Below are 22,020 nucleotides of genomic sequence, written 5' to 3'. Positions count from 1 at the left end.
CCCAGCGGAGCTTCTCAGCGGGCCGGAAGATCACTACGTTTAACGTAGTATCGCGTTCGCACATGTATCCGGAAGCTTCCCTACATGGAAGCTCAAGACACATGCGCCCGTGGCTGAGAAGGGCCCGCTCCCCGTGTATAGTCGTCGGCTGCGCGAGGCACGCGAAGCCCTCGACATCTCACAACGTACCTTGGGCATCAAGGCCGGCTTGGACGAATTCGTCGCCAGCACCCGTGTCAACCGCTACGAAACAGGTGTACACCAGCCGGATCTGCAGACCCTACAACGCCTGGCGGAGGTCCTCAACACACCGCTGGCTTACTTCTATGCCGAAGACGACGAGCTCGCGCAGCTAATCAAGGACTTCAAAGGCTCGCGCAAACGCAAGCGCTGACGAGCTAATTGGCCTAGATATAAATCCGCCATGGGCTGACCTGAGCGGCGGCGCTGAAGGTGCGGATTTGCGGTGCTTCGAATGGTGCCCCCGTCGTCGGCTCCACCTGACTTTCCGTGCCGGCTGGCTTACGCTTGGCAGCTTGGTCGGATCGGGACAGGTTCGGGCGCAGGTTGATTTACCGAAGCGTCACTCTAGCTGCTGTAAGAAATCCCCTCACAGAACGTCAGCCACAGCGGGTAATCCGACCATGGACAAGCCCGAGGCCCCATGCGACGTACGGCTCATAACGCGCAGCCGAGCGGTTGCCTGCCGCCAACGCCAGGACTGAGGGTAGCCGTTATTGCCTATCTCGAAAGAGACGTGAGAACAAGCGGGCCAAGCCCCGGGTATCTGGCAGGAACGGCTCAAAGGCTTGCTTGCCGACTTCCGGGACGCCTTCCGTCGTTACCTTTCGGCAGGCGCGGACACCGTTCAGGTTCGTAGGCCTTGACCTACATGAACAGTGATGCTTGCTAGTCTATTGATACCTGACTACTATTTATACATACAGCGGTCGATACCGCTTGAGGGCGGCCCGACTTGCGAAGTTGGGCCGCTTGCGTTTTTCTGGCAAAGGCGTTGCATCGCGCGTTCGAACCAGGGGTGAGTCGAATGCTTATGGAGATGGCCATGCAGTCCGATCGACTGATCATTGGCGAAGGTTTCAGGGTTGAAAAGGCAGTCGCTGCCGTAGCCTATTTGGCATCGCAGACGGGAGAAAGCATGTATCCCGTCCTCAAGATGCTGTATCTGGCGGATAGGTGCCATCTGGAACGGTATGGCCGTTTCATCGTGGGCGATCATTACGTCGCCATGGAGAAGGGGCCTGTCCCGTCGGTCACGTACGATATGCTGAAGTTCGTGCGCGGGGACCGCTCGTTTTTCGATGGCGGAGAAGTCGCGAAACTAGCTTTTGGACTGGATCGTCAAACGCACAGATTCAGTCTGCATGGCGCCCCCAGCTTCGACGCGTTGAGCGAGTCGGACATTGAGTGTCTTGAAGAGGTGGTGGCTTTGTGCAAAGAAAAAGGCGCCAAGTACATCCGGGACGCCTCGCACGACGACGCATGGAAAGCCACGACACGTAATAGCGATATGGCGATGGAAGCCATCGCTGCGCAGTTCGACGACGGCCCTTCCCTGGTGCAGCATCTGATCAACAGGCACCCAAACTAAGGAAAGGTGTACCAAGGATGGCTTTGCAAGTAGGGCAGGTCTTTCATTTGTGGTGCCATGCGTGTACCCCACCTTGGAATAAGTTCCATGTGCTAGCCAGCGTCTCGCCTGGGCCATGGTTCTTTCTCATCAATAGCAGCCCCACAAATTTTCAGAAAGTGAGGCCGCATCTTATGGCCTCGATGATTGAGCTGACACCAGCTGACTTGGAATGTCTTACACACAATTCATGGCTTGATTGCACCATGCTTATGGGTGGGTACTCCGCTCAGAAGCTGGAGACTTGGGTGCAGGCATCAGCGAAGGAGTACCGCGGCCGGCTCCCCGCGGCAAAGCGTCGAGCCGTTCGTGCCGTGGTGGAAAATTCGCGCGTCTTGACGAAGTCGGACAAAAAACACCTTCTGGCATTGTGGTAACTGGTTGATCAGGCCTCATTGGATTGCCCGCTAAAGTACGGGACTTTTCGTTTGCTTCTTTGAAGGCCGCGCAACCGCCTCATTGAGTCGCGATACGCCACGCTCGACCACGAAGGCACTACGTTCGATCTCACGTGCGCCTTCGCACTGACCACGCTGACGGTCGCAGGCCGGAACTGGGGTTTGGTCCCGAGCCAATCGAACGGGGTCAGGTTCACTTTAGCCAGGAAGTGAACCTGAAAACTCATGTCGCCGTCTCCCGCGCGTGGCAGTACGTTCGATGTCACCACAACGTCGGACGTCGTCCCGCGACAGGAGGCAGCCATGTCACTTTACGCAGCTATCGATCTGCATTCCAGCAACAGCGTGTTGGCCGTCATGGACGGCGAAGGCAAGGCGGTGCTGGGTTGTCGGCGACCCAACGATTTGCCGCGCCTGCTGGCTGACCTTGCACCGTACCGGGACGAGCTGGTTGGCGTGGCGCCTTTTCCTTAATCTTTGCGCACGATCAGCGCGACAATGCGCTGGGTCACAGGCATCAGCATCACCATCGCTGGAAACGCCATCGCCCACGACACCATCCAGGATTTCATCCAGCTCTTCAGGAAAAACACACTCAGCGATTCCACGGCAATCCACGTACTGATCCCAGCGACCGCGAACGTCATCAGGAATGTCAGGATCAGCGGCATGACGTACCTGCCGTAGTGCGCGGGGAGTCTTCTTGGCTTCATGATGCCGCTGGACGTTGATTATGCTGATGGATGCTCGGCATTGCCGGTTCATAGAGTTTCCGAGAATTGCTATTGTACGACTCGGTTCAAAGTTCGCTCCCTGTGAGTGCCGACGGTGCTGGAGAGCGAGGCACCATCGACCCCTGACTGACCGCCGTATCCGGGGCGTGCACTACGGAGTGCTATCGTCCGGGCGAGTCTAGAATGATCAGCAGATCAATGCCGTTCAGTCCAGGGACAGCCGGCAGACTGTGCCGGTGCTCAGTCATTTGTCCATTTGCCTCGCGTTTCCCGCGTCGGAAGCAAGTCCACGAATACGATGACGGGCGCCGGTCCGGCCGGCGCCCGTTCCAACCATTCCGGGTCACGGTCAGATCAGCACAGGTACGTCCAGGTTTCCGCTGGCAGCCATGACGATCTTGTCGTGGCGTACAGCGATGACATCGGCGCCATGCTTGTCGAGCCAGGCAACCAGCTGGCCATCAATGTCGATCAGATCGTCATCGGCCTGGGCGTGCTGGTCGACCGAACGCACGGCGACGAAACGGGCACCGAGCTTCTCCCACGCCGCCCTTTGCTCGCCGCTGAGCCTGGCGGCCGGATCGACGTTGGCGCCGAGCAGGACGATGCCGTTGCCGAGCATGTCGTCGAGCAGGCCGAACTGGCCCCTGCAGTTCGCCGCGCGTGGCTGTGGCAGCAGCTTGCCGACCACGTCTTTGCTGCCTTCGCCCTTCTGTAGCCAGCCTTGCTGGTAATGTGGCGGACGCAGTACCGCCGGCAGCTCGCCGGAGGCGCGTTCGGCTTCCATAATTGCGCCGACCTCCTCGTCGCTGAGTTCACGTTTGATGATCATGCCCAGGCCGACCGAGATCTGCGTATAGCGTTCCACGTCCGGCGCGCGTTCCGCCTCGTAGGTGTCGAGGACGGATTCGCCCACGCGTCCGGCCAGAACATCGGCAAGCTTCAGGCTGATGTTCTGTGTGTCGCGGATGCAGGATTGCATGCCAGAACCAGCCCACGGCGGCATCAGATGGGCGGCATCGCCGCAAAGGAAGACGCGACCCTCGCGCCAGCGTTCCGCGTGGCGCACGTGGTGGTTGTAGAAGGCATGCTGGTGGATCTCGATTTCATTTTCGGTTACGCCAAGCGATTTCAGCAGCTTCCACAACTGCTCGTGCGTCTGGAAATCGGCATCGGATTCGCCAGGGTCGAGCGGAAATTCCCAACGGTGGTTGCCCATCGACAGCGCGATGTCCACGACCGGCCGCTGCTTGTCCGACCAGAAGGTCAGCATGTGGCGGTTTGGCCACCAGCGCTTGACCCGGCAGTCGATCACCACCCAGCGTACGGGCAAGGTGTCGCCGACGAGATTGATGCCCAGCAGTTCGCGCGTCTTGCTGGCGCCGCCGTCGCAGGCCAGCGCATACTTCGCGCGGATGGTGCCGATCTCTCCGGTGTCGCCGTTCGTCACCGTGATGGTCACGCTGTCCGCATCCTGGACGACATCGGTCATCTCGTCGCCGTAGCGCACGTTGACGCTCTCGTGCTTATCGGCGGCTGCGCGCAGCACCTTTTCCATCTCCGGCTGGTAGATGGCGTACGAGGTGGCGTGACCGAACTCGCCCGGCGGGAATGGCATCGACGCCAGTTCGCGACCTTCGTAGTCCACCCAGCGCAGCGAGTGGGTCACGTCCATGACCTTCTTCATCTGCTCGTCCAGGCCCATATCCTGGAAGATACGCATGGTCCAGTCGTTCACCGTCACGGCACGGGCACGGGAGTAGACATCCTTGTAGCGCTCGATGGCGATGGCCTTCACCCCGAGTTTGCCCAGGACGTTGGCGGCGACTACGCCGCCGGGGCCATAACCGATGATCGCCACATCGGCGTCGTATTCGATGTTGTTGCTCATGGCGCAAGAAATCCCTCGACAGTACGGTTGAATTCGTCGGCGTGCTCCCACTGCACCCAGTGGCCGCACTGTGGCATCACCATGAAACGGGCGCGCGGGATCTGTTTCATCAGGGTGAACCCCATGTCCATCGGCATGACTCGGTCTTCGCGGCCCCAGATGATCAGGGTCTCGTGCGGCAGTCGTGCCAGGCGCGCATCGCGCCACAGTTCCTCGGGCATGCCGCCGGGGCCGGGACGCATCGGCGGCTGCGCGACGATGCGGGGGGCGATCGCCGCCTCGAAGCGTTCCTTGAGCAGTTCGTCGGTCATCGACGTGGCGTCGTACACCATCTGGGTGACGAAGCTCTTCAGCCGCTCGAACGAAGGACCGGGGCCGTCGTAGAAGCTCACCAGCGTCTTGATGCCTTCGGTCGGGAACACCGAGCTGACCGGCGAGCCACCACCCGGGCCCATCAGCACCAGGCGATCGATGCGCCCGGGTTGTTCCAGGGCGATCTTCAGCGAAACCATGCCACCCATCGAATTGCCCACGAAATGCGCCTTGTCGATGCCGAGCTGGTCGAGCAGGCCAAGGACGACATTCGCCCACCAGCCCGGGATCGGCGCATCCACCGGCTTCATGTCCGACTTGCCGAAACCCGGCAGGTCCGGAACGATCACCCGGAATTTCCGGGCGAAGTACTTGACGTTGCGGCTGTAGTTCGACCAGCCGGTGGCGCCGGGTCCGGAGCCTTGCAGCATCACCAGCGCCGGACCCTGGCCGACGTCGTGGTAATGCACCTTCACGCCATCGACCGTGGCGAACTTGCCTTCGATTTTTTCGGCCATGTTCAGTAGTTCCCTCAGTGGATTTCGCGTTTGGTGGGGTCGATCATCAGGCCGTGTCCCCACACGCTCATCGAGTCGTGGCGCTCGACCGTCCAGGTGGCGTCGTCGATCTCGCGCGCTCCCCAGCCGTATTCGAATTCCCAACCGCTCGGGGTGGCCATGTAGAACGAGGTCATGTGGTCGTTGGTGTGGCGACCGATGTCCCAGACCAGCGGCACGCCGCTTTTCTTGGCGCGATCCAGCGCCAGGCCCACGTCATCGAGGCGATTGACCTGCAGCATCAGGTGGACGATGCGCTTGGGGGCCGGCACCGCGGCGAAGGCGAGCGTGTGATGGCGCGGATTGCAGTGCATGAAGTTCACGTTGACGCTGATGCCGGGTGCCGGCGAGAACTCGATGTAATCGCTGAGACGGAAACCGAGCTTGCTCCAGAACGCCTGGTACTCCCCGGCATCCTTCACCGCGACGACGATGTGGCCCAGGCCCTGGTCGCCCGTGAGGAAGCCCTGCACGCCGGCCGGCGACACGAACGGCTTCTGGAACAACTGCGTGGCGCCGTAAAACACCTCGATGGTGACGCCGGCCGGGTCGACGAAGGTGGCCAGTTCGACCACGCCGCGGGCCTTGGCCAGAGCCGAATCCTTGCTGTACGCGACCTTGGCCTGATCCAGCCTGGCCAGCACGTCGGCGAATTCGACCGGCGTGCTGGCCTCGAAGCCGATGGTCTTGAGGTCGTCCAGCGGCCCCTGCTCGACGCGCAAACGCCATGCGCGCTCGTCGACGCGAAGTTCCAGCGCGCCGTCGTTCTCGTTGACCTCGGCCCCGAGGATGTTGCGGCCGTAGTCGGCCCATGCTTTCAGGTCGCTGGCTTCAACGACCACGTAACCCAATGCTGAAATGGACATCTTCGTCTCCTGATCCGATTCTGTTTCGCGCTTACAGAGGGAACACGGCCTTGACTGCGAACACCGCGCCTTCCGGGCGATTGCGTACGTCGAATTCCGACGAATACTTGGCCGTCACCAGCCACCCCTTGCCGCTGTCGTACTTGATGTTCGGGCCAATCGCGAAAGTTCGGCCCTTGCTGTTCGCGATGCCCTCGCCATTCTGTTTGTCGTTGGTGGTTTGCCGGTACACCGTGCCGCCAACACCCATCGTCCAATGCGGACCGAAACTCCAGCCCGCGGCGTAGTCGATGATGAGTTCCTGGCCCGACTTGTAGTTCGTGTCGGAGTTCTCCAGGTTGAACTCGTACATGATCTTGGCGGCGAAGTTGAATCCCGCCGGATCGATGTAGTCGAACGCATAGATCGACTGTACCGCCCAGTAGTTGCGGCCCGGATTGGCCAGCCTTTTGGCGTCGTACGCACCCGTCGGGGCGAAAATGTCCACGGCCAACGCACCATGTGCCTTCTGCGAGTAGTGGTACCCGATACCGGCGCCGAACGTGACGTCTCCCGGCGAGAACCTGCTGTCGCTCAAATGCATGCCCGGTGCCGGATCCAGCGACACGCGCTGGTCCACCAGCGGCAGGATCGTATGGAAGACCAGGCTCCCACCCAGCACCTGATACTTGGTCACCCAGATCACGCGCGGCGCCACCACGTTGACGTCTAGGTCGAAGTTCACCGGCACTTTGTCGCCATTGCCGTCCCTGAGCTTGTCCGCCGAATACGAATAGCCATAGACCTGGCCATACACGCCCGGTGGCGGGATTGCGCCGACAATGAAGTTCTCGATGCCCGGCGCATACATCGAACCGTGGCTCTCGCCGGCATGAGCCACGATGCTGGTCCCCAGCGTGGCCACTGCCAACGACGTCGCCACTACGAATTGCTTCTGTCTCATGTTCTCCCCTCTCCCCTCTCCACGTTCGTAAGACGCGCAGTGGCGTGATTGCCATCGCGCCATGAATCCTCGCTTCTCAACTTTATGGAACATCAGTACCTTAAAGGTAATGAAACAGTAGTTCCATAAATGAGGAGTTGCATCTTGCACCGCATCATGGAGAGGTAGGATCGAACGTTTTCAGCCTTGATCCGCCCCCTTCCTCCAACAGACGGTCATGAAAAAGCCCCACCTTCAGCAGGCAGGGCTTGGACACGGACAGTTCCGGGGGAGCGGGCGGATCCAGCTGACCCGGCGAGGTGACCTATCGCTTGCGAACGGGAAGCATCGAGGCCGCCAGTTCGGTGGCATAGCGCCGGGTCAGGGGCCGGCCCAAGAGCATCCTGTACCACAGCGCGCCGTGGATTTTCTCCACCATAAGGCCCAGGTTGGCATCGGCAGGCAGTTCGCCCCGCTCGACGCCGCGGCTCAGGAGAGCGCGCAGCAAGCGGTCGCGCGGACGGGCCAACTTGTATTCGAGGCGCTCCCGGAAATCCGGATCCTCTTGCGCGGCGGCGATCAGGCTCCGGATGGTCGGGCCATGCAAGGCGTTCAAATCGGCGAACAGTTGGGCCAGGAACTCATCCAGCATCTGACCCAAAGGCCCATCCTCGACCTCGGTCTTGGCCTGGGAATAACGCAGCAGGGCGTGCAGCACCAGGTCGGCCTTGTTGCTCCAGCGCCGGTACACCGTCACGCGGCCGACCCCGGCCCTCTTGGCGATCGCCTGCATCGATACATTGGCGTAGCCTTGCTCCGCGACCAGCGTGCGCGCCGCTTCCAGCAACGCGTCGCCGGCTTCGTGCTTGAACGGGCGGCCCCGCGAATGGGTTGTCGTCTTTACGGCCATGGACCCGGGAGGCAGGAAAACGCATCGAGCCTGCCGACTATAGCAGGCCTGCGCAAGCCTCCCGGGCCGGGATCAGGTGGCTTCGCTCATCACCGGTTCCGCATGGATGCGGTCGTGTTCCTGTTGCTTGAGCAGGTCCAATGCAACGTCGACGATCATGTCCTCCTGCCCGCCGACCATGCGCCGCTTGCCCAGTTCGACCAGGATGTCGACGGTCTTCAGGCCGTACTTCTTCGCCGCCGCCTCGCTGTGGCGCAGGAAGCTGGAGTAGACGCCGGCGTAGCCGAGCGCGAGCGTCTCGCGGTCGACGCGGACCGGGCGATCCTGCAGCGGCCGCACGATGTCGTCGGCCGCGTCCATCAGCCTGTACAGATCGGTGCCGTGGTTCCAGCCCAGCCGGCTGATCGCGGCGATGAACACCTCCAGCGGTGCATTGCCAGCACCAGCCCCCATGCCGGCGAGGCTGGCATCGATCCTGTCGCAGCCCTCCTCCACCGCAGCGATGGAGTTCGCCACGCCGAGGCTCAGATTGTGGTGCGCGTGCATGCCGGTGTGGGTCTCCGGGTCCAGCACGTCCTTGAACGCGCGGAAGCGGTCGCGGATGTCGTTCATGCTCAGCGCGCCGCCGGAGTCGACCACGTAGCAGCAGGTCGCGCCGTAGCTTTCCATCAGCTTGGCCTGCCCGGCCAGCTTCTGCGGCGTGGTCATGTGGCTCATCATCAGGAAGCCGACCGTGTCCATGCCCAGCTTGCGCGCATATTCGATGTGCTGCCTGCTGACGTCGGCCTCAGTGCAGTGGGTCGCGACACGGACGATTCGGGCGCCGGCGTCGTAGGCGGCCTTGAGGTCGTGAATGGTGCCGATGCCCGGCAGCAGCAGGGTCGCGATCTTCGCATGCTTCACCACGCTGGCGACCGCCTCGATCCACTCCAGGTCGCTGTGCGCGCCGAAGCCGTAGTTGAAACTCGAGCCCTGCAGGCCGTCGCCGTGGGCGACCTCGATGCTGTCGACCTTGGCCTCGTCCAGCGCCTTGGCGATCCGCTTCGCCTGCTCGACGCTGTACTGGTGGCGGATGGCGTGCGAACCATCGCGCAGGGTCACGTCGGAGATGTAGATCTTCTGGGTCTTGGGATCGGTGATCATCGTCGCTCTCCTCAGGCGGCCTGCTTCGTGGCGAGCATCCGCTCGGCCATGCGCTCGGCGGTGCGCAGCGCGGCGCTGGTCATGATGTCGAGGTTGCCGGCGTAGGCCGGCAGGTAGTGGGCGGCCCCTTCGACTTCAAGGAACACCGAGGTCTTCAGGCCGGTGACCGCATCGCCGACGCCGGGGATGCGCACCGGGGTCTCGATGCGGTCGAACTGCACCCGCTGCTTCAGCCGGTAGCCCGGCACGTAGTCCTGCACGCCCTGCACGAACGCGGCGATGCTGGCCTCGATCTCGGCCTCGTCGGCGAAGTCGGACAGGGTGTAGACCGTGTCGCGCATGATCAGCGGCGGATCGGCCGGGTTGAGGACGATGACGGCCTTGCCCTTGGTGGCGCCGCCGATCACTTCGATCGCCTTGCTGGTGGTCTCGGTGAACTCGTCGATGTTGGCACGGGTGCCGGGGCCGGCGGACTTGGACGAGATGCTGGCGATGATCTCGCCGTAGTGGACCTTCGCCACTTTGCTCACCGCCGCCACCATCGGGATCGTGGCCTGGCCGCCGCAGGTGACCATGTTGACGTTGACCGCATCCAGGTGTTCGGAACCGTTGGCCACCGGGATGCAGTACGGGCCGATCGCCGCCGGGGTCAGGTCGATCATGCGGATGCCCGGCTTGTTCTCGCGCAGGATGGCGTCGTTCTTCACGTGGGCGCCGGCCGAGGTGGCATCGAACACCACGTCGATGTCCTTGAACACATCGAGGCGGGTCAGGCCTTCGACGCCCTCGTGGGTGGTGGCGACGTTCAGGCGCACAGCGCGGGCCAGGCCGTCGGAGTTCGGGTCGATGCCGACCATCGCCCCCATTTCGATGTGCTTGCCGTGGCGGAGGATCTTGATCATCAGGTCGGTACCGATGTTGCCCGAGCCGATGATCGCGGCCTTGATCTTTGCAGTCATGGCGGATGTCCTGTTACTGGTTGTCGAAGGTGGCAGACACGCTGCCGAGGCCGTCGATGCGGGCGGTGTAAGTCTTGCCGGGCTCCACCGCGACCATCGGGCCGAGCGCGCCGGACAACACGAGGTCGCCGGCTTTGAGCGGGGCGCCATGGCGGGCGAGGGTGCGCGCCAGCCACAGCACCGCGTTGAGCGGATGGCCGAGGCAGGCGGCGCCGGTGCCGGTGGAGACGTTCTGTTCCTCGTCGCGGCTGATCGTCATCCGGCAGCCGCGCAGGTCGAGTTCGCCGAGCTTCTTCGGCGCGCCGCCGAGGACGAAGGCCGAAGACGAGGCGTTGTCGGCCACGGTGTCGACCAGCTTGATGTTCCAGTTGGCGACGCGCGAGCCGACGATCTCCAGCGCGGGCAAGGCATAATCGATGGCGCCGATCACGTCGACGAGGGTCGGGCTGGCCAGGTCGAGGTCGCGACCGAGTACGAAGGCCACTTCCGCCTCGACCTTGGGCTGATGCAGGCCGGCCAGCGGGATCGGCAGGCCCTCGCCGTAGCCCATGTCGTCGAACAGCACGCCGTAGTCTGGCTGGTCGACGCCGAGCTGCTTCTGCACGGCGGGCGAGGTCAGGCCGATCTTGGCACCGACGATACGTGCGCCGCAGTTCACCTTCAAATCGGTGTTGAGCTTCTGGATCGCGTAGGCGTCGTCGGCGCTCAGGCCGTCGAACGTCTCGCGCAGCGGGGCGATGAACTCGCCCGTGGCCGCGGCGGTACGCAGCAACTCGGCGGCCCTGGCGAGGGTGGCGGGGTCGGTCATGGCGTACTCAATGCTTCAGGAAATCGACGACCATGCGGTTGAACTTGTCCGCATGCTCCCACTGCGCCCAATGGCCGCACTGGTTGAAGATGTGCAGTTCGGAATTCGGGATGCCGGCGACCAGGCGCAGGCCGGTGTCGAACGGCACCACGCGGTCCTGACGGCCCCAGACGATCAGCGTCTGCGCCGCGACCGTCGGCAGGCGCGGGCCGAAATCGGGGAACTGGCGCGGGTTGGCTTCCAACGACTTGAGGAAATTCTCCAGATGGTCCCTGCGGTTCAGCATGTTCGCCAGCCGCGCCTGCAGCAGGTCCTCGGTCAGCACGCTGGCGTCGAACACGAACACGTCGTTGAAGCGCTTCAGGTTCTCCAGCGTCGGCTCGCGGTACAGGTTGTTGAGCAGCTTCAGGCCTTCGGTCGGCATCGCGTTGAAGAGGCTCATACCGCCGGTGCCGCCGCCCATCAAGACCAGCTTGCCGGTGTTATGCGGGAAGTTCAGTGCGAAGGCCACGGCGCTGTGGCCGCCCATCGAGTTGCCGAGAAGGTGGATCTTGCCGATGCCCAGCTGGTCGATCACGCCCTTGGCGATGCGCGCGTTGAGGTCGCTGCGCGATCCGCTGTTGACGATCGAATCGCTCTTGCCCCAGCCGGGGCAGTCGACCAGCAGCACGCGGTAGCCGGCGTCGACCAGCGGCTCGATGTTGCGGTTGAAATTGGCCCAGCCGCTGGCGCCGGGGCCGGAGCCGTGCAGCAACACCACGACCTCGTCGCCGCTGCCGCAGTCGTTGAAGTGGATATTCAGTTTGGCGTCGCCTTCCTTCACGGAGAGGAAACGGCTGGTCTCGGCTTCGTTCATGGTCATGTCTTCGGTTCCTCGGAAAATTCAGGTGCCCAGCGGGCGTGCCGCGAGTGCGCCGAAGCCGGCGATCCATTCGGGAATGGCGCGGTAATAACGTGCTTCGGCCTGGTACGGACCGTAACTCGACAGCGCGGCGAACGCGGCCAGCCAGGTCTTCACTTCATGCGTGCTGCGACCGGCGATTTCCGAAACGGTGTCGTTGGCGACACTGTCGAGTTGCGCGTACGTCTTCGCTTCGAGCATGTCGATGAAACCATTGTCCCAGACCGGATTGAGCGGATGCAGCGTATCCTGATCGCGGGTGAATTCTTTTGCCGCGTTGATGACGCGGTTGGTGCGCGCTTCGCGCGCTTCCGGCGAGAGGTTGTAGCCGGCGCCATCCAGCGAGGCGCACACCGGTTCCGGCGCGGTGGCGTATTCGGGCACCGGCGGTTGGTGCGACAGGCCGCCCGAGCCGATGAACAGCACGCGCTTGCCTGTGCCGCGTGCCCAGCGACCGACCGCTTCGCCGAGCATGCGCGCGCGCTTGAACGTCGGCAGCGGCGCGCCGACCGAATTGACGAACACCGGGATCACCGGTTTCGCGTCCAGCGCACCGAGCAGGAATTCCAGCGGTTGGGCGAAGCCATGATCGACCTGCATGTCGTGCGACACGGCAACGTCGACGCCGTCGTCCACCACCGCGGTGGCGCAGTCGATAGCCGGGTCGAAGGGCACGCTGAGCCGGCCGGCGAGCGTGCCGAAGTCGCCGATGGCATGCGCACCGGTGCCAATGCAGAAGCTCGGCATCACGTCGTAGAAGAAACCGTTGAAATGATCGGGCGAGAACAGCACGATCAGTTCGGGATCGAAAGCGGTGATGCGCTCACGCGCCGCCTTCACCACGGCGTCGACTTCGGCCAGAACTTCCGGCACCGGGTCGACATACCCCACCAGCGGGGAATGCGACAGGCATTGCAGTAATGCACTCATGCCGCTTCCTGCAGGGACTTCGCCCGCGCGGGTCGTGCATCGACGGAGGCCGACAATGCCGAAGCGAGCTGGTCGCTGACCTTGCCGATGGTCTGCGGCAGCGCGGTGGCGGCGACGAAACGGTCCGGGCGCAGGATCGCGATCGAATCGCCGCCTTCGCCGCTCTGGCCGAACCATGTCTTCAGGCGATGGGTGACGTCGCCGATGCGGACCACGCCTTCGCGCGGCTTGCTCACCTGCGACTTCAGCTGCATCGCCGGCACCACTTGGAGGAAGCGCGCGCCAAGGTTCGTCCAGAACGCGACCTGCGCGTCGCTCATGCCCCAGGTCGGATCCACACCCCAGGCGATGAAGGCGAAGTTGGCGCCAACTGCTTCATCCAGCAGCACGGTTTCGCCGCTTTCGATCAGCACCTTCGGCTGAATGAAGAGCTTGCCGACCGGCGAACCCGGCCGCGCCGGCTGCGGCGCGACGATCGCGCCCTGCGTGTACTGCGGCATCGGCTTGAAGCGCATCTCGAGAAAGTAGCGTTTGATCGGCGGGAAATACGCCAGCAGCCACGAAATCGCGTCGCGCAGCGTCCCCTGCCACCTCGATGGCGGATTGAGCACCTTTCCGGCCAGCACCGACAGGTCGATCATCGCCTTTGCGTGGTCGCGGCGCTCGGCATCGTAGGTGTCGAGCAGTTCCGGCTTCGCCAATCCCTTGACTACCAGCGCCAGCTTCCACGCCAGGTTGGACGCATCGCGCATGCCGCTGTTGTAACCCTGGCCCTGCCACACCGGCATGATGTGCGCGGCGTCGCCGGCCAGCAGGACGCGCCCGACGCGGAACTGGCCGGCCAGGCGCGCATTGTGGGTGTAGACGCGCTGGCGGATCAGGTCGATGGCCTGGTCCGGCTCCGGCAGCACCTTGGCCAGCAGCTTGCGCATGTTCTCCGGCTCGTCGAGTTCTTCCTCGGTTTCGCCTGGCTTGACTTTGAACTCGAAACGGCGGATGCCGTGCGGCAACGCGGCCGACACGTACGGGCGCTCGTGGTCGCAACACAGGTAGATGTTCGGCGTGCCGAGCGGATCGTTGGCGATGTCGACCACGATCCACCTGTCCGGCGCGGTCTCGCCGTCGAACGCCACGTTCAGCGTGCGGCGCACCCGGCTGTTGCCGCCGTCGCAGGCGACCACATACTGCGCGCGCACGGTTTCGCTGCCGCCCGGGCTGCTCGCCTCGATAGTCACGCCGTCGGCATCCTGCGAGATCCCGACCAGTTCGCGCAAGAACAGCGTGCGCACGTTCGAAAAGCGCGACAGGCCCTCCTCGTACAGCACCGCATCGATCTGCGGCTGGATGAAGGCGTTGCGGCGCGAGTAACCGAAATCATCGGCCATCGGCTGGATGTCGGCGAACATGCGCCCGCCCGGGGTCAGGAAACGCATCGCGTGGTACGGCGTGGTGTGCGGCAGCACCTTCTCGACCAGACCGATGGACTGGATGGTGCGCAGCGCCTCGTCATCGATGCCGATGGCGCGCGGATAGTCGATCAGCTTGTCCAGCTTCTCCAGCACCAGGACGTCGAGGCCCTGTTGGCCGAGGTAGTTGGCGATAGTCAGACCGACCGGGCCAGCACCGACGACGACGACCTGTGCGGCGTGGTCGGGCTTCGCGTTGGGTTGGGTGCCTTCAAAGGTGCTCATGCGTTTTCCCGATGCGGATTTGCGGGGGCGCGCTCCCGCAGGTTGTTGCAGCAGGCGGGAAGCTTGGGAAGATGCGGTGCAACAATTCAACAAAAACCGTATGCTTGGTGCACCAGGTGCACATCCGCAGCGCTCTTTTGAGAGCATCCCCTGTCCATGTAACCGATCAGGCCCAACGTTCCATCCCGGAAATCCGAACCGCCATGCCGAGCAAGCCAGCCTCCGGATACAAGAACGTCCGCGGCCTGACCCGCGGGCTCGACGTCCTCAATGCAATGAACCGCCTTGGCCACAGTGCGGGTGCCGCCGAAATCAGCGCCATGACCGGCTTGCACCGGACCACCGTCAAGCGCCTGCTGGAGACGTTGCAGGAGGAAGGCTACGTACGCACGAGCGCGTCAGACGGGAACTACGTGCTCGACATCAAGGTCCGCGAGTTGTCGGAAGGATTCCGGGATGCTGAATGGATATCGACGATCGGGGCCCCGCTGCTAGGCGAGTTGATGCAGGAAGTCGTGTGGCCAACCGACCTGTGCACGCTTGATGGGGATGCCATGGTGATCCGCGAGACCACGCATCGGTTCAGTCGCCTGTCGTTCCATTGCTCGATGGTGGGCCGTCGCCTGCCGCTGCTGTCCAGCGCAACCGGACGTGTCTATCTGGCGTTCTGCCCCGAAGAGGAGCGCAGGCAACTCCTCTCCATGTTGGCGAAACGGGAAGACCATGGAACTTCCCGCTTGGCGAACAATTCAGCGGCCATCACAAGTCTGCTCCAGCGGACGCGCCGCCAAGGCTATGGCAAGAACTTCATGGAGTGGGAAATGGAGGGCCGGATTGCGGCGATCGCCCTTCCGATTCATGGTCCGCATCAACTCCTCGGATGCCTGAACCTCGTCTACCTGGCCAAGGCAATGCCGATCAAGGCTGCGGCCGAGCGCTATCTACCGGCCATGCGAAAAGTCGTCGAACGGATCGAAGAGGCTGCATTGTCCGCTGCGGACGAATAGATCCTGGAAGGCCACCCATGCAAGGAGCCGCATCGGGTCGGAGACCGTCATTTAAGGGAAAAGCAGCGCCCGATCATGCCTGGGCAACATGGCCATTGAAGATCGGGTTACCGGTGCATTCGCGGTAGCGCATGCAATCCTGGCAGCCCCGCACCCTGCCGCCACGGTTTTCCACCCGGGTGCGTGGGCGGTTTCGTGGGTGTGTCCGCCCGCGCTGGCGAAAGTTGTCCCACGGCGGCGTACATTGGCCGATGTCGTGTGCGATGCCGTGGCGTTCTTGCAGCGCCTGCCGCGCGATCGTCGCGGACGATACCCGCCTCATTCGTTCCATCGGATTCCCTCGATCCACAGCCCCCTCGGCGGCCTCTTTGCCGCGTCCGACTCTCCCTTTCTTCTATCCATGTTGCCCCGCCCGCGCCGGAACGCCCGCGGGTGGATGGGGCGTGTCCGGCATTCCTTGTACGAGCGCGATCCTGACCTAGCGCAGCACCAACCAGCGGTCACTCCAGTGCGCGGCCGCAGGCCACGGCGAGACATGATCACACTGGAGTTCCCAGACTTTGTCGGCCCCGTAGACCTGCAGGTTGCCCCGCCAGACGCGCTCGATCTCCGGCAGCAGCCGCGCGTCGCGCTTGGCCCGGGCACAGCGACGCTGTGGCTCACGGACCTGCGCGGCGTGCCGACGATAGCCCGACGGGGCGATCTGCAACACCTTGCAGATCGGCTCGACCCCGAACGTGGCTCGATGCGCGTCGACGAAGTCCCTCAGGACTTGAGCCGGCGGTCGAGCTCCGCCTGGGCAAAAAAAGCGCTCGCCAGCTTCAGGATCTCGTTGGCCCGCCGCAACTCCTTGACCTCGCGTTCGAGCTCCTTCACGCGTTGCGCTTCGACGGTGGTCACGCCCTCACGTACGCCGGTATCGATCTCATGCCGTTGGACCCAGCTCAGCAGGGTCTGCGGCACACAGCCGATTTTCGGTGCGATCGACTCCACCGCCGTCCACAGCGACGGATACTCGCCGCGGTGCTCCTGCACCATGCGCACCGCGCGCTCGCGGACCTCAGGGGAAAACTTTGTGGACTTGTTCATGGCTCCATTCTCTCAAGAGTTGGAGCCTCCACCGAAACCGGGGCGATTCAGTGCCCCAAAGCTGGGCACGCAAGTTCCACAACTCCAATTGAGTGAACCGTGCTCGGCGCTCAATTGGTACCAAGTGAGGGTTGTGTGCAGGGGATATGGCATTCATCCAATTCTCCTATCACCCACACTTCGAATACCCACAATTCAGACAAGTCTGGCAGTTGTCCATCAGCACCAGCGCCTTGGTGTTGCACTTGTCGCACATCATCGAGCCAGGCGGAAAGGTCAGCGTCTCGGCGCTGGTCGACTCGGCAGTCACGCCGGCATCAGTGTTTTTTTTTGAACCCAATGCCTCGTAGGCCGCGCGCTTCTCGGCAATCAGCTTGCGCGTCGCCTCGTCCATCTCCGGATCGTGGATCAGGCCGATGTTCTTCATGTGCTGCTCCACCACCGAGCCGATCTCGGCGACGATGCTGGGCATGTAGACGCCGCCGGCCTTGAAGTAGCCGCCGCGGGGGTCGAACACGGCCTTCAGCTCTTCCACGATGAAGGTGACGTCGCCGCCCTTGCGGAACACGGCGGAGAGGATGCGGGTGAGCGCCACGATCCACTGGAAGTGGTCCATGTTCTTCGAGTTGATGAAGATCTCGAAGGGGCGGCGCTGCTCGTACTTGGTGCCGGCGTTGAGCACGATGTCGTTGATGGTGACGTACAGCGCGTGCTCGAACAGCGGCGACTTGATCTTGAAGGTGGAGCCGATCAGGGTCTCGGGGCGCTCCACGCTTTCGTGCATCTGGATCACTTCGGCCGTCGGCGCCTCTTTCGGCGCGGCGGCGGCGACCGGGGCGGCGGCAACCTTGTCTTCGGGTTTGACCACGTTGTAGCCCGTGATCTTCTTTTCGATCTTGATCGCCATGGTGTTCGCTTCTTTGGGTGTTGGTGCCGGAGTGGACGCGGCACGATGCGTGGATCATCCGGCCCGGCGCTTCGGCCGGGCCGGATGCGGTGCTGCTTACTTCTTCTTGCCGGCGGCCTTCTTGGCGGCGGGCTTGCGCGCGGCCGACTTGACGCTCGCCTTCTTGCTGGCAGTGGACCTCTTGGCCGTCTTGGCGACGGCTTTCTTGCTGGCGGACTTCTTCGCTGCCGCCTTTTTCGGTGCGGCCTTCTTGCCGGCCGTCTTCTTGCTGCTGACCTTCCTTGCGACCTTGGCGGCTTTCTTCTTCACCACCCTGGCGACTTTCTTCGCAACCTTCTTCACCGCCTTCTTCGCGGCGCCGGCCTTCTTCGCGACCTTTTTGGCGGCCTTTTTCACGGTCTTCTTCGCGGCGGTCTTCTTCACCGCCGCTTTCTTCGCAACCTTCTTGGCCGCCTTCTTCACGGCTTTCTTGGCGGCAGCCTTCTTCGGCGCGGCCTTCTTCTTGGCGGCGGCCTTCTTTGGCGCGGCTTTCTTCGTTGCCGGCTTCTTCTTCGCCGGTGCTGGTGCGGCAACCGGCGCCGCCGGCGGCACTTCCGGCAGAACCGGCAGAACGACAGCAGGCGCCTCGGCGGCGGCCGGCGTGGTGGTGGCGTTGCTCACTTCAGTTTCGTTGTCGATGGACATGCTGGTGTTCCCCTCCGGTGGACCGCTTGAGTTGCCGCCCGCGACTGCACGGACGACGGTTCAGAACTTGCCGTAGTAGCCTTCCTTCAAGGCATCGAAGAGGTTGGCGGCGGAGTGCATTTCGCCGTCGTATTCCACCTGCTCATTGCCTTTCAGTTCGACAACACTACCGTCCTCCAGCTCGAAGCGGTAGAGGGTGCTTTCGAGGTCCGCTTCCTTGACCAGCACGCCCTGGAACGCGGCGGGGTTGAAGCGGAAGGTGGTGCATCCCTTCAGGCCCTGCTTGTAGGCGTAGAAGTAGATGTCCTTGAAGTCCTCGTAGGGGTAGTCGGTGGGCACGTTGGCGGTCTTGGAGATCGACGAGTCGATCCACAGCTGCGAGGCGGCCTGGATGTCGACGTGCTCCTTCGGGCCGATGTCGTCGGCGGCGACGAAGTAGTCCGGCAGCCGGTTGGCGGGCTCGTCGGTGGACACCTTGGCGTCGGCGTTGATCAGGGCGCGGTAGGCCAGCAGCTCGAAGCTGAGCACCTCGATCTTTTCCTTGGTCTTCTTGCCCTCGCGGATCACGTTGCGCGAATAGCTGTGCGCGAAGCTGGGCTCGATGCCGTTGCTGGCGTTGTTGGCCAGGCTGAGCGAGATGGTGCCGGTGGGCGCGATCGAGGTGTGGTGGGTGAAGCGCGCGCCGGTCTCGGCCAGCTGTTCGACCAGGTTCGGCGCCACCGTGGCGATGCGCTGCATGTAGCGGCTGTACTTCGCGTGCAGCACGCGGCCGGGGATGGCGTCGCCGACCTGGTAGCCGTCCTTCGCCATTTCCGGGCGCTTGCGCAGCATGTCGCCGGTGACGGTGTAGTCGCGCAGCAGCACCGGCGCGGCGCCCTTCTCCTTCGCCAGGTCCAGCGCGACTTCCCAGCCGGCCACGGCCATCTCGCGCGAGACGTCCTCGGTGAAGCCCACCGCGTCGGCGCTGCCGTAGCGCATCTTCAGCATGGTCAGGGTGGAGCCCAGGCCGAGGAAGCCCATGCCGTGGCGGCGCTTGCCCAGGATCTCGTTGCGCTGCTGTTCCAGCGGCAGGCCGTTGATCTCGACCACGTTGTCGAGCATGCGGGTGAACACCTTGACCACTTCGCGGTATTCGTCCCAGTCGAAGCGCGCCTTCGGGCCGAACGGATCGCGCACGAAAGTGGTGAGGTTGACCGAGCCGAGCAGGCACGAGCCATACGGCGGCAGGGGCTGCTCGCCGCAGTTGTGCGCGTGCAGGCCGTTGCCGTCGAAGGTGTTGATGCCGGGCACCTGCACGTCGTAGACGTCCTCGATGCCGTCGGCCTGCAGCGATTCGACGGTGGCGACGAAGCGCGTGCGGTTGAGGCTGCGCTTGTAGCCGGACAGGGCGGCCTTGAGGCGGGTGCCCTTGTCGCTGTCGGCGAAACCGATCAGCTCGGCGAAACGAGCCAGCGCCTCGCCCGCGATCACCAGTTCGTGCTGGGCCTGGGTGGTGTAAGCGCGCGCACCGCCATGCCCATCCGGCAGCAGGCTTTCACCGGCTGCGCGGCGATCGCGGTAGATGCGCGACGGCATGCCCAGGCGCAGCAGCATGCGCTGCACCGCTTCCAGCCGGGGCAGGTCAGACTGCGCCAGGCGCACGGACACGCCCTTGGCCTGGCTGCCCTGCACCGAACCGTCGGCGTCGAAGAAGCCGCGCAGGAAACCGCGACATGCCTCGCTCGATGCCTGTTCCAGCGCCGGGGTGACCGCCTTGTCGCCCACGCCCATGCCGAGCTCGAAGGCGAGGTCGCGCAGCGCGGCGGACTTCATGCGGTATTCGCCGCGACCGGCCACTTCCGACCAGCCGGCGAAATCGGCGCGATGCGGCAAGGTTTGCGCGCAGCGCAAGGCCTCGGCCATCAGCGCACGGGCACTCCCGTTCACGGAACCATTCACGGCAGCGGCCTGCGGCCACACCGACAGCACGGCAGCCTCGTGCTTGAGCGTGCCGTCACCGACCAGCAGGCCGAGCAGGTAGCCCTGTTCCGCGGTGAGCGCGCCGGGCCATTGCGCGTTGGCGCGGTGGTCGTTGAGCAGCACGCGATCACCCGGCTGCAGCGCGCCGGCGGTGCACCATTCGGTCTCGACGTTCCAGCGCGTCATCCGCGAGACGCGGCGCACGCGGTGATCTTCGGTCAGGCGCAGGCGGTGGCCTTCCACGGTCTGCAGCGCCAGCACCGGCTTGGTCGCGGTACGGAAGAAACCCTCGGCACCGGTGGCGTGGTCGGTACCGTCCACCCGCGCCATGAAGCCGCGGCCGAGCAGGTTGGCGACCTGGCGCGGGCCTTCGGCGGTCTGCACCCAGGTATCGGCAGTGACACACGGATTGGTGGCGCGGATGTGCTCGCACCACCAGTTGTTGTTCATCTCGTTGACCTTGTCGATCAGGATGAAACCGGGCTCGGCGTAGTCGTACGTCGAGACCATGATCATGTCCCACAGGTGCCGCGCGCGGATGGTGCCGTAGATCTTGCAGGCGACCAGGCCGTCCTCGCGGTCGACGTAGTTCTGGTGGGTGGGCCATTCGCGCCACACCACCTGGGCCGGATCGTTGACGTCGATCTCGTCCTGCTCCTTCACGTGCACCGGGAACACCAGCGGCCAGTCCCGGTCGTGCTCGACCGCCTGCATGAAGCCGTCGGTGATCAGCAGGCTGAGGTTGAACTGGCGCAGCCGGCCGTCCTCGCGCTTGGCGCGGATGAATTCCTTGGCGTCCGGGTGGCTGATGTCGAACGTGCCCATCTGCGCGCCGCGGCGGCCGCCGGCACTGGAGACGGTGAAGCACATCTTGTCGTAGATATCCATGAACGACAGCGGGCCGGAGGTGTACGCGCCGGCGCCGGACACGTACGCGCCGCGCGGGCGCAGCGTGGAGAACTCGTAGCCGATGCCGCAGCCGGCCTTCAGGGTGAGGCCGGCCTCGTGCACCTTCTCCAGGATGTCGTCCATCGAGTCGTGGATGGTGCCGGAGACGGTGCAGTTGATCGTGCTGGTGGCCGGCTTGTGCGCCAGCGCGCCGGCGTTGGAGGTGATCCGCCCGGCCGGGATCGCGCCACGGCGCAGCGCCCACAGGAAACGCTCGTACCAGTGGCCGCGCAGCTCTTCGCTGGCCTCGACGTCGGACAGCGCACGCGCCACGCGCTGGTAGGTCTCGTCGATGCTGGCGTCGACCGGCTCGCCGGACTTCGCCTTCAGTCGGTACTTCTTGTCCCAGATGTCGTAGGACGCAGGCTGCAGCGGAATCTCCACCACCGCGTCGCGACTCATGCTGGCGTTCTGGGCCGGGCTCATGCCGGTACCCGTGGTTGAACCTGTGGCTGGCGCACGTGCTGTGCTCATCGGCTTCCTGACCTCCCGCAACGGCCCCGCGGCCGGCGTTGTTTTCTGTGTTGGTGCGACGTGGGTCGACCATGCTATGTCCGTGGCGCGTGATCGGCTGTGAGGATTGCCCTCCCGCCTTTGTGCCAGCTGTTCCCGACGACAACGACTCCCCCTCAAGAGCGCGATAGTCGACACCAGCACTTGTCTCGACGCCGGCATTTGAACACAAGATGTTGTGGTTGCTGTCGGGTAGGCAAATTAACCCTCGCGTCGCCCGATGTAAAGTCCCCACGGCAT

Annotated in this window: 19 protein-coding genes, 1 pseudogene and 1 other annotated feature; of the genes and pseudogenes, 4 read left to right on the top strand and 16 right to left on the bottom strand. The window is 63.8% G+C overall.

Annotated elements, in window-relative coordinates; genetic code table 11:
* Positions 1–109 precede the first annotated feature (109 nt).
* The 3 genes from AC1Q5A_RS13505 to AC1Q5A_RS13495 all read left to right on the top strand — a co-directional run bounded on the left by AC1Q5A_RS13505 (position 110) and on the right by AC1Q5A_RS13495 (position 2,523).
* Positions 110–394, top strand: a complete 285-nt coding sequence (locus AC1Q5A_RS13505) for a helix-turn-helix domain-containing protein (protein WP_492701428.1) — start codon at positions 110–112, stop codon at positions 392–394.
* 672 nt (positions 395–1,066) lie between these two features.
* Entirely contained in the window at positions 1,067–1,612 is a 546-nt protein-coding gene (locus AC1Q5A_RS13500; RefSeq protein ID WP_492701426.1) for a Panacea domain-containing protein, read from the top strand.
* A 740-nt stretch (positions 1,613–2,352) separates the two neighbouring features.
* Positions 2,353–2,523 carry a hypothetical protein gene (locus AC1Q5A_RS13495; protein ID WP_492701424.1) on the top strand — a complete coding sequence of 57 codons (171 nt, stop codon included), beginning with the start codon at positions 2,353–2,355 and terminating at the stop codon, positions 2,521–2,523.
* Here the strand turns inward: AC1Q5A_RS13495 and AC1Q5A_RS13490 are convergent.
* The 12 genes from AC1Q5A_RS13490 to AC1Q5A_RS13435 form a co-directional block, all read right to left on the bottom strand.
* Positions 2,520–2,762: a DUF2798 domain-containing protein gene (locus AC1Q5A_RS13490; protein ID WP_492701422.1), complete on the bottom strand. Its 243-nt coding sequence runs from the start codon at positions 2,760–2,762 to the stop codon at positions 2,520–2,522. The two genes, AC1Q5A_RS13495 and AC1Q5A_RS13490, sit on opposite strands and share 4 nt — an antisense overlap.
* Positions 2,763–3,132: 370 nt before the next feature.
* Positions 3,133–4,674, bottom strand: a complete 1,542-nt coding sequence (locus AC1Q5A_RS13485) for a bifunctional 3-(3-hydroxy-phenyl)propionate/3-hydroxycinnamic acid hydroxylase (RefSeq protein ID WP_492701420.1) — start codon at positions 4,672–4,674, stop codon at positions 3,133–3,135.
* Positions 4,671–5,504: an alpha/beta fold hydrolase gene (locus AC1Q5A_RS13480; protein ID WP_492701418.1), complete on the bottom strand. Its 834-nt coding sequence runs from the start codon at positions 5,502–5,504 to the stop codon at positions 4,671–4,673. The genes AC1Q5A_RS13485 and AC1Q5A_RS13480 overlap by 4 nt, the downstream gene beginning before the upstream one ends.
* Before the next feature lie 14 nt (positions 5,505–5,518).
* Complete coding sequence (locus tag AC1Q5A_RS13475; RefSeq protein WP_492701416.1) at positions 5,519–6,409, bottom strand: VOC family protein; 891 nt, start codon at positions 6,407–6,409, stop codon at positions 5,519–5,521.
* Positions 6,410–6,440: 31 nt separating this feature from the next.
* Positions 6,441–7,352 (bottom strand): SphA family protein, encoded by a 912-nt coding sequence (locus tag AC1Q5A_RS13470; RefSeq protein ID WP_492701414.1) that lies wholly within the window; start codon positions 7,350–7,352, stop codon positions 6,441–6,443.
* 304 nt (positions 7,353–7,656) lie between these two features.
* Positions 7,657–8,241, bottom strand: coding sequence for a TetR/AcrR family transcriptional regulator (locus AC1Q5A_RS13465; protein ID WP_492701412.1), 585 nt, complete (start codon positions 8,239–8,241; stop codon positions 7,657–7,659).
* A gap of 72 nt (positions 8,242–8,313) precedes the next feature.
* Positions 8,314–9,384, bottom strand: coding sequence for a 4-hydroxy-2-oxovalerate aldolase (gene dmpG / locus AC1Q5A_RS13460; protein ID WP_492701410.1), 1,071 nt, complete (start codon positions 9,382–9,384; stop codon positions 8,314–8,316).
* An 11-nt stretch (positions 9,385–9,395) separates the two neighbouring features.
* On the bottom strand, positions 9,396–10,343 hold the full coding sequence (locus AC1Q5A_RS13455) for an acetaldehyde dehydrogenase (acetylating) (RefSeq protein ID WP_492701408.1): 948 nt from the start codon (positions 10,341–10,343) through the stop codon (positions 9,396–9,398).
* 13 nt (positions 10,344–10,356) lie between these two features.
* Positions 10,357–11,151, bottom strand: coding sequence for a 2-keto-4-pentenoate hydratase (locus AC1Q5A_RS13450; RefSeq protein ID WP_492701406.1), 795 nt, complete (start codon positions 11,149–11,151; stop codon positions 10,357–10,359).
* 7 nt (positions 11,152–11,158) lie between these two features.
* On the bottom strand, positions 11,159–12,013 hold the full coding sequence (locus AC1Q5A_RS13445) for an alpha/beta fold hydrolase (protein ID WP_492701404.1): 855 nt from the start codon (positions 12,011–12,013) through the stop codon (positions 11,159–11,161).
* Positions 12,014–12,034: 21 nt separating this feature from the next.
* Positions 12,035–12,982 (bottom strand): 3-carboxyethylcatechol 2,3-dioxygenase, encoded by a 948-nt coding sequence (locus tag AC1Q5A_RS13440; RefSeq protein WP_492701402.1) that lies wholly within the window; start codon positions 12,980–12,982, stop codon positions 12,035–12,037.
* Positions 12,979–14,673 carry a bifunctional 3-(3-hydroxy-phenyl)propionate/3-hydroxycinnamic acid hydroxylase gene (locus AC1Q5A_RS13435; protein WP_492701400.1) on the bottom strand — a complete coding sequence of 565 codons (1,695 nt, stop codon included), beginning with the start codon at positions 14,671–14,673 and terminating at the stop codon, positions 12,979–12,981. Before AC1Q5A_RS13435 ends, AC1Q5A_RS13440 begins: the two co-directional genes overlap by 4 nt.
* Positions 14,674–14,876: 203 nt before the next feature.
* On the opposite strand from AC1Q5A_RS13435, the gene AC1Q5A_RS13430 reads away from it, so the two are divergent.
* Complete coding sequence (locus tag AC1Q5A_RS13430) at positions 14,877–15,680, top strand: DNA-binding transcriptional regulator (RefSeq protein ID WP_492701398.1); 804 nt, start codon at positions 14,877–14,879, stop codon at positions 15,678–15,680.
* A gap of 553 nt (positions 15,681–16,233) precedes the next feature.
* Here the strand turns inward: AC1Q5A_RS13430 and AC1Q5A_RS13425 are convergent.
* The 4 genes and pseudogenes from AC1Q5A_RS13425 to AC1Q5A_RS13410 all read right to left on the bottom strand — a co-directional run.
* A pseudogene (locus tag AC1Q5A_RS13425) lies at positions 16,234–16,769 on the bottom strand (transposase); the annotation flags it as partial.
* Positions 16,375–16,491 (bottom strand) — a sequence feature (AL1L pseudoknot). (Overlaps the previous pseudogene by 117 nt.)
* A 169-nt stretch (positions 16,770–16,938) precedes the next feature.
* Complete coding sequence (locus AC1Q5A_RS13420) at positions 16,939–17,676, bottom strand: TSCPD domain-containing protein (protein ID WP_492701396.1); 738 nt, start codon at positions 17,674–17,676, stop codon at positions 16,939–16,941.
* A gap of 96 nt (positions 17,677–17,772) precedes the next feature.
* Positions 17,773–18,360, bottom strand: coding sequence for a hypothetical protein (locus tag AC1Q5A_RS13415; protein WP_492701394.1), 588 nt, complete (start codon positions 18,358–18,360; stop codon positions 17,773–17,775).
* 60 nt (positions 18,361–18,420) lie between these two features.
* Positions 18,421–21,693 carry a ribonucleotide reductase barrel domain-containing protein gene (locus tag AC1Q5A_RS13410; protein ID WP_492701392.1) on the bottom strand — a complete coding sequence of 1,091 codons (3,273 nt, stop codon included), beginning with the start codon at positions 21,691–21,693 and terminating at the stop codon, positions 18,421–18,423.
* Between the last annotated feature and the right edge of the window lie 327 nt (positions 21,694–22,020).

The organism is Rhodanobacter sp. GW835-FHT13D09, from assembly GCF_058793995.1.
This window is presented reverse-complemented; position numbering and strand designations above follow the sequence as displayed.